The sequence below is a fragment of the uncultured Nitratireductor sp. genome, assembly GCF_913053745.1.
GTDB lineage: Bacteria > Pseudomonadota > Alphaproteobacteria > Rhizobiales > Rhizobiaceae > Nitratireductor.
On sequence record NZ_CAJXGF010000223.1, the window covers coordinates 1 to 5,595 of the forward strand.

Below are 5,595 nucleotides of genomic sequence, written 5' to 3' on the forward strand. Positions count from 1 at the left end.
TTCCATCGGCGTCGTCTCCGCCGGCTTCGGCTTTCAGGAGATGATCAGGAAGATCGGCGTCGAGCGCCGTGTTCACACGGCCGGCCAGAACAAGGCGATCCTCGATCCGTTCCAGCCCGAAAAGAAAGAAGACGTCGAGCGCCTGAAAGCGTTGCAACTCGAAATGCACGAGATGTTCATCAATCTCGTCAAGGATCGCCGCGGCGCGAAACTCTCGGACGATCCGGAGCTTTTCACCGGCGCGTTCTGGACCGGCACACGGGCTCTGGAACTCGGCCTCGTGGATGGTCTCGGCGACATGCGGTCCGTGCTCAAGGAGCGTTACGGCAAAAAGACGAAGCTCGCCCTCATCACCCAGCCGCGCGGCCTGTTGGGCCGCAAGCTCGGCATTTCGGGCAGCGCCGCCAATGCGCCGGATCTGGGCGCCGTCCTTGCCGGAAGTGCCGCCTCGGGCCTCATGGAGGCTGCCGAGGAACAGGCGCTCTGGCAACGCTACGGGCTTTGACGAAAGAGGCCATGCGGATAAACTCGCGGGCATGAAACCGGAGGATCGACAATGCCGCAACTGATCTTCTTCGCCGCGGTCGGCGTGGTCGCTTATGTCGGCTACCGAAAACTGGTGCGCGAGGCCGAACGCGTGACCGCCAAGGCTCGTCGTGCACGCAAGGAAGCGGCGAACGGCAGCATGGGCACACTCGTATTCGACCCGAAAACGGGTGAATACCGCGTCGCCAAAGACTAAGTCCGAAGCCGAGCGAATGGCCAGCATGACCGCTCCCGCCAAGGTGAATTTGGCGCTGCACGTCGTCGGGCGTCGCGCCGACGGTTTCCATCTGCTCGAAAGTCTCGTCGCCTTCACGGACCATGGCGATCTGCTCGAAGTGGAAGACGGGAAGGAAGACGACTTTTTCGTTTCCGGCCATTACGCCGCCCATGTGCCCATCGGTGAGACCAACCTGGTCACCCGCGCCCGCGATCTTCTGCGCGACAGGTTTGGCGGTGCGGCGCGCAAGCCGGTACATCTGCATCTGGAGAAAAATCTGCCTGTCGCCTCCGGCGTCGGTGGCGGCTCTGCCGATGCGGCAGCCGCCCTACGGCTTCTCGTCGACCACTGGAACATCGATATAAGCGATGCGGCCCTCGCAAAACTTGGCCTCGGCCTGGGCGCCGACGTGCCCATGTGCCTGGCATCGAGACCGCTGGTCGCGCGCGGCGTCGGCGAGACGCTTGAAGTTCTGCAGCCTTTCCCCGCCTTGCCGCTCGTGCTGGTCAATCCCAACATTCCGCTCTCCACACCGGATGTTTTCTCAAGCCTTCAAAGGCGCGACAACAGCCCGCTGCCCGCCCTCGGCGTGTTCTCGGACGCGAGATCGACCGCCACGTGGCTGAGTGATGCGCGCAACGATCTGGAGCGGGCCGCCAGCGCGCTTGTGCCGCAGATCGCGGATGTGCTCGGCGGCCTGAAGGAGGCCGGAGCTCTAGCGGCCCGGATGTCGGGGTCCGGAGCCACCTGTTTCGGCATATTCTCTTCCCCGCAAATGGCCGCGCGCGCCAGCGCGGGGCTTGGCGCCGAACATCCCGACTGGTTCGTTCTCAACACCGAAACCCGAGCCGCGGAGCGCACCCATGCAGACCACGCCAGAGCGTGAATTCATCCCCGTACGCTTCGCCGTTCTGACGGTCTCCGACACGCGTGGCCTGGAGGACGACCGTTCCGGTCAGGCGCTCGCCGATCGCATCGAAACGGCCGGTCACACCCTGGCCGACCGCAAGATCGTCCCCGACGACGTGGCCGCTATCCGCATGGCGGTCGAGCTCTGGTGTGCCGACGCCGGCATCGATGCCGTCATCACCACGGGGGGCACCGGCTTTACCGGACGCGACGTGACGCCGGAAGCGCTCGAGCCGCTTTTCGACAAGCGCATGGATGGTTTCTCGCAGGTGTTCCACCGCATTTCCTACGAGAAGATCGGCACCTCGACGGTGCAATCGCGCGCCACCGCGGGGCTCATCGACCAGACCTTCGTCTTCGTTCTGCCCGGCTCGACCGGTGCCTGCCGCGACGCCTGGGACGGCATTCTCCAGGACCAGTTCGACTATCGCCACATGCCCTGCAATTTCGTCGAGATCATGCCGCGCCTTGCCGAGCACCTGAAGCGCGGCGGCGGCAAGTCGGCCTGACGCCCCCACATTCTCAAGCCCCCGTTCACGTCGCGTCGCTGCCCGCGGTGTCGATCCGTCATGCCTGTCGGGACGGGACAATGCGCGTTGCCGTCGCTTAAAGTTCTTGCTTTGTTCTCATTTGTTCGATAGGAATAGTTTCATCGAAAGCGACGCTGATTCTGCTTTCCACCTTGTTCCCGCGTCCCTGAAAGCCGGTCAGTTCGTCCAGGCATGGAGTCACCCATGGAGCAGATTACCAGAGCCGATATGGCCGCCTTCGATGGCGGCGGCGCTGCGATGGCGAACACGGTGATCGACCGGTCCGGCATTCGCATCGATTCGGAACGCAGGCGGGGCCGCGCGGCGGGGATCAATCCGTCGGGGCGCTATGAACCCGTTTCCCGGCATGTTTTCGACGATGGCTGGGGTTCCATGGAGGAACTGCCGCCCTTCAAGACCGAAGTGCAGGTGGAAAAGCCGCGTACGATCATCACACGCAACAGTTCGCCGGATATTTCGTTCGACCGTTCCGTCAATCCCTATCGCGGCTGCGAGCATGGCTGCGTCTACTGTTTCGCCCGCCCGACCCACGCCTATATGGGGCTTTCGGCGGGCCTGGATTTCGAGGCGAAGCTGTTCGCCAAGCCGGATGCCGCGCGGCTTCTGGAGCGCGAGATTTCCAAACCGGGTTATCAGCCGCGCACCATCGCCATCGGCACCAACACCGACCCTTATCAGCCCATCGAGAAGAAATTCCGCATCATGCGCGAAATCCTCGAAGTGCTGGAGGCGCACAAGCACCCGGTGGGCATCGTCACCAAGTCGGCCCTCGTCATGCGCGATATCGACATTCTTTCGCGCATGGCCGAGCAGGGATTGGCCAAGGTGGCGCTTTCCGTCACCACACTCGATCGCAAGCTGGCGCGCACCATGGAACCGCGCGCGGCCACCCCGCCGCGCCGGCTCGAGACCGTACGCGCGCTGACGGAAGCCGGCATTCCCACATCGGTGATGATGGGGCCGATCATTCCCGGTCTCACCGATTGCGAGATCGAGCGGATCCTGGAATCCGCGGCCACGGCCGGCGCGCGCGAGGCGGGGTACATCATTTTGCGCCTGCCGCTCGAGGTCAGCCCCATTTTCAAGGAATGGCTTCTGCGCCACGCGCCCGACCGCTATCGCCATGTTCTGTCCCTGATCCGCTCCATGCGCGGCGGCAAGGATTACGACGCCGAATGGGGCAAGCGCATGCGCGGCACCGGCCCCTATGCCTGGCAGATCGGCCGGCGATTCGAGATCGCCGCCAGACGGCTGGGATTGAATCAGGAAAAGCGCAAGCTGAGAACGGATCTGTTCAAGCAGCCGCAGCCGGGAGGCGAACAGCTCATGCTGTTGTAACGCTCTTCTGTTTTGCCATCGACGCCGCGCCTTCGCGCGGCGCAGCCTTCCCGTCCGGCTTGCATCCCCGTAGCCGACGGAAGCTTCCCGGCTTTTCCGCCCCTCGTCGCCGGGAAGACCTTGCGGAGAATCGGAACCGATGCGAGCATCGCCGCACCATGGCTCGCACGCGTTCCGATTCTCCCACTCTTTTCGATTTGCCCGTTCGCCCCGACTTTCAGATGGAAGCCCGCCTGCTGCGCGAGGGCCTCGCGCCCGTCGCCGGCCTCGACGAGGCGGGGCGTGGTCCGCTGGCTGGCCCCGTCGTGGCGGCGGCTGTCATTCTCGATGGCAACCGTCTGCCCGATGGGCTCGACGATTCCAAGCGGCTCTCCGCCCAGGCGCGCGAACGTCTGTTCGACGCCGTCCTCGACATGGCCGTCAGCGTCTCCGTGGCCTCCCTTTGCGCAACCAGCATCGACGGCTCCGACATTCTGCGCGCCAGCCTCGAGGCCATGCGCAGGGCCGCCGCGGGACTGTGCGTCACGCCGCTTTTCGCCCTCGCCGACGGCCGTGACGTACCGCCGGGGCTTTGCTGCCCGGCGCGCGCGGTGGTGAAGGGAGATCAGCGCAGCCAGTCCATCGCCGCCGCCTCCATTGTCGCCAAGGTCACGCGTGACCGGATGATGGGCCGCGCCAGCCGGACCGCGCCGCATCACGGGTTCGAGACACATATGGGTTACGGGACCAAGCGGCATCGCACGGCCATAACGGAGCATGGTGCGGTGTTGCGCCTGCACCGGATGAGTTTTGCCCCGCTGCGGAATCTGGCCGAGCCTGTGACTGCCTCAAAGGGGCGAAACGCCGATCAGCCATTGATGGAGACCGGCGACGAAAAGACCGTAGGCCGCCAACCCGCCTAAAACCGCGATCGCGTCGCCTCGCCATCCTCTCGGCGTGGGCGCTTCGGCCTTGCGCGGCCTGTTTGTCACAGAGACCCAGTCGATCGCGGCCCAAAGGGTAAAGCCGCCGAAAAGCACCAGATCGGCGAATGTACCATTGGCCATGAGATGAGCGAGGCCCCACAGAATCGTTGCCAGAAGCATGGGGTGGCGTACGGCCAGTTTTATGCGGCTCGGCACGTAAGCGGCTATCAGCAGCGGAAACACCGGCAAAAGCACGAGAAGTGCCAGATGGCGCAGCGACATCGGCGGCGCGTAGACGAAAGCCGGCTCCATCCGCGCCAACCCGTAACCCCACACGATCAGGCCGAAACCGACAATTGAAATCGCGGTATAAGGCAGCAACCACGCCCTTTTGCCATGGGTTGCCATCACTTGCGCGCGCAGCTCGGGCGCCACGATCGACAGTGAGTGCACGGCGAGGAAGAGAGCGAGACCCGTCACAAGCAGCGTCATGAAGTTCTCCATTTGCATATCTAACTTCTGTTAGATACTATCACTAAAATTATTATCCATAACGATGCAAATGAAATCTGTTGAAAAAACCTCGGCTCCAAGCCGTAAAGAGATGCAGCGCTCCGCCACCTACCGGGAGATCAACGGGATCGCTCGAAGTTTGCTCGTACAAGGTGGAAGCAATGCGGTCACAATCAACGCGATTGCCCGCCGGATGGGTGTGAGCGGCCCCGCCCTATACCGATATTACCCGAGTCAGGCAGCGCTCATCGAAGCGCTGCGTGCCGAGTTCTTCAGCGAGCTTATCGCCTTCATGCGCAAGGCCGCTGCACAGCCGCGGGCCGACACGCCGGCGCGCCGGCTGAACGCGATATGTCGCGCCCTGCGTCGCTGGGCGCTCGATCATTCGGCGGAGTTCGGCTGGTTGTTTGCAAATCCCGTGGCGCCGCCGGGCGAGGCGCTCTCCCCACCCGACGCGGACCAGAGCGCGCATAGCGCTTTCGGAGAGGTGTTCCTGGAGCAAGTCGCCGCCATCTGGCACACACAGCGCTTTCCGATCCCGAACCTGGACGATATGCCGGATGCGCAAGTGAAGCAGCTCATCGCCTTCAGCGAACGGATCGGCCATCTGCTTCCG

General features: G+C 63.7%; 8 protein-coding genes. 7 read left to right on the plus strand and 1 reads right to left on the minus strand.

All coding sequences use genetic code 11. The annotated features are described in order from the left end of the window. From QZ638_RS22330 to QZ638_RS22355, 6 genes are all read left to right on the plus strand, one after another. The coding region (locus tag QZ638_RS22330) for a S49 family peptidase (protein WP_295814716.1) at positions 1-505 on the plus strand (505 nt) is incomplete at its 5' end. Between the two features lie 51 nt (positions 506-556). Then, positions 557-742 (plus strand): hypothetical protein, encoded by a 186-nt coding sequence (locus tag QZ638_RS22335; RefSeq protein WP_295814718.1) that lies wholly within the window; start codon positions 557-559, stop codon positions 740-742. After that, on the plus strand, positions 717-1,649 hold the full coding sequence (locus tag QZ638_RS22340; RefSeq protein WP_295814721.1) for a 4-(cytidine 5'-diphospho)-2-C-methyl-D-erythritol kinase: 933 nt from the start codon (positions 717-719) through the stop codon (positions 1,647-1,649). The genes QZ638_RS22335 and QZ638_RS22340 overlap by 26 nt, the downstream gene beginning before the upstream one ends. Then, complete coding sequence (gene moaB, locus QZ638_RS22345) at positions 1,627-2,181, plus strand: molybdenum cofactor biosynthesis protein B (RefSeq protein WP_295814724.1); 555 nt, start codon at positions 1,627-1,629, stop codon at positions 2,179-2,181. Before QZ638_RS22340 ends, moaB begins: the two co-directional genes overlap by 23 nt. 225 nt (positions 2,182-2,406) lie before the next feature. Next, positions 2,407-3,561, plus strand: a complete 1,155-nt coding sequence (locus tag QZ638_RS22350; protein ID WP_295814726.1) for a PA0069 family radical SAM protein — start codon at positions 2,407-2,409, stop codon at positions 3,559-3,561. A gap of 158 nt (positions 3,562-3,719) precedes the next feature. Beyond that, positions 3,720-4,463: a ribonuclease HII gene (locus QZ638_RS22355; protein WP_295814728.1), complete on the plus strand. Its 744-nt coding sequence runs from the start codon at positions 3,720-3,722 to the stop codon at positions 4,461-4,463. Here QZ638_RS22355 and QZ638_RS22360 read toward each other — a convergent pair. Next, positions 4,389-4,958, minus strand: coding sequence for an NnrU family protein (locus QZ638_RS22360; protein WP_295814731.1), 570 nt, complete (start codon positions 4,956-4,958; stop codon positions 4,389-4,391). The genes QZ638_RS22355 and QZ638_RS22360 overlap by 75 nt on opposite strands. 112 nt (positions 4,959-5,070) lie before the next feature. Between QZ638_RS22360 and QZ638_RS22365 the strand changes: the two genes are divergently transcribed. Next, on the plus strand, positions 5,071-5,595 hold a 525-nt coding region (locus QZ638_RS22365), incomplete at its 3' end, for a TetR/AcrR family transcriptional regulator (protein WP_295814734.1).